This window comes from Desulfothermus okinawensis JCM 13304, from assembly GCF_054654515.1.
Genome location: NZ_BAAIEW010000057.1, coordinates 1 through 1,354 on the forward strand (window position 1 = coordinate 1; position 1,354 = coordinate 1,354).

4 protein-coding genes are annotated in these 1,354 nt (G+C 39.1%); all 4 read left to right on the forward strand.

The genetic code is table 11. The annotated features are described in order from the left end of the window. The first annotated feature begins 100 nt into the window (after window positions 1-100). A complete protein-coding gene (locus tag ACYQ0O_RS12945; protein WP_459893738.1) occupies window positions 101-289 on the forward strand; it encodes a hypothetical protein in 189 nt (62 codons plus the stop codon). After that, window positions 274-585 carry a type II toxin-antitoxin system RelE/ParE family toxin gene (locus ACYQ0O_RS12950; protein WP_075070274.1) on the forward strand — a complete coding sequence of 104 codons (312 nt, stop codon included), beginning with the start codon at window positions 274-276 and terminating at the stop codon, window positions 583-585. Before ACYQ0O_RS12945 ends, ACYQ0O_RS12950 begins: the two co-directional genes overlap by 16 nt. An 82-nt stretch (window positions 586-667) precedes the next feature. Beyond that, the gene (locus tag ACYQ0O_RS12955; RefSeq protein WP_459893741.1) at window positions 668-886 is read left to right on the forward strand and encodes a hypothetical protein; all 219 of its coding nucleotides are present in this window, start codon (window positions 668-670) and stop codon (window positions 884-886) included. Next, window positions 883-1,161 carry a type II toxin-antitoxin system RelE family toxin gene (locus tag ACYQ0O_RS12960; protein ID WP_459893743.1) on the forward strand — a complete coding sequence of 93 codons (279 nt, stop codon included), beginning with the start codon at window positions 883-885 and terminating at the stop codon, window positions 1,159-1,161. Before ACYQ0O_RS12955 ends, ACYQ0O_RS12960 begins: the two co-directional genes overlap by 4 nt. Window positions 1,162-1,354: the final 193 nt, after the last annotated feature.

Genomic DNA, 1,354 nt, shown 5'->3' on the forward strand with positions numbered 1-1,354 from the left:
AAGGCGCTGCAGTGGACCGTCAACCCGCTGCGCTTCGCTTGCGGACCGTCGGCCACTGAGCTTGGCCGTTATGATAAAAGAATAAAAATAAGAGGAAAAAATGAGCACTGTTAAAGAAGAAGTCAAAAGCTTATTAGAAAGACTTCCACGGGACTGTACTATTGAAGATATTCAATATCATCTTTATGTGTTAGAAAAAATTCAAAAAGGGATTCACCGAGCAGAAAAGGAAGGAACCATTTCCCATGAAGATGTAAAAAAGAGATTAAATAAATGGCTTATAGAATAGCATGGTCTCCTGAGGCAATAGAAGATATAGAGTCTATCGCTAAGTATATAGAAAGGGATTCATTGTTTTATGCGAAATCAGTGGTTGATAAGCTTTTTAGAACAACTGAAAATTTAAAGAGATTTCCCAAGATAGGAAGAGTCGTTCCAGAATTAGGAGACAAAGACATAAGAGAACTGCTTGTTTATAGTTATCGTGTTATATATCAGATTAAAGAGAGTCATATATTGATAATTGGAATAATCCATGGCAAAAGACAATTTGAAAATGTGGTAGAAAAATACAAAATTTCATAACATGCCAGTCCAGCGGACGGGCTATACGCCCGCCGCTGACTTTAGACGTTAGGCGTAAAAATAAAAATACAGGAGACCAATCATGACGACATTGCTTGAGAAAGCTTTTGAAGAAGCATCAAAATTATCGGAATTAGAGCAAAATGCTCTCGCACGCTGGTTGATTGATGAAATTATATCAGAAAAAAAATGGGAGAAAGCATTTGCTGAATCAGAAGATGTATTAGATAAACTAGCGAATGAGGCGCTCATGGAACATGCAAAGGGTAAGACAAAACCTCTAGACATTAATCGGCTATGACATCCCATACCACAGAACGGTTCCGTAAGCTACTAGCTCAATTACCAAAGCAGATTCAAAAACAAGCGAAAGAAGCTTACATCCAGTTTGAAAAAAATCCTTATCATCCAGGACTCCGTTTCAAACGGGTACATTCGAAGTTACCAATCTATTCAGTTCGCATATCAAGGGATTATCGTGCACTGGGTATACAACGGGACGGTGAAATAATTTGGTTTTGGGTAGGATCACATTCAGACTATGATAACATATTGAAAGAAATGAGGAACGCCTAACAAATAAAGGATTAGTGCCGAGTCGAGGAACGAGAGCTCGGGACTAATGCATGGTTCAAGAAGCCGTGGGTCATAGGGGAAAAGGTCGATAGTTTCAGGATGGTCTTACAGGTTGGATCAGACGGAAAGTTTGATGAAGACATTTAAAAGGCGGCTGTCCATTGAAAATCGGGTCGTTGATCGTCAAGGATAG

Bases quoted from the DNA above. Each gene is read 5' to 3' on its own strand.
- ACYQ0O_RS12945 (WP_459893738.1), top strand. From the start codon at position 101: ATGAGCACTGTTAAAGAAGAAGTCAAAAGCTTATTAGAAAGACTTCCA.
- ACYQ0O_RS12960 (WP_459893743.1), top strand. From the start codon at position 883: ATGACATCCCATACCACAGAACGGTTCCGTAAGCTACTAGCTCAATTA.
- ACYQ0O_RS12950 (WP_075070274.1), top strand. From the start codon at position 274: ATGGCTTATAGAATAGCATGGTCTCCTGAGGCAATAGAAGATATAGAG.
- ACYQ0O_RS12955 (WP_459893741.1), top strand. From the start codon at position 668: ATGACGACATTGCTTGAGAAAGCTTTTGAAGAAGCATCAAAATTATCG.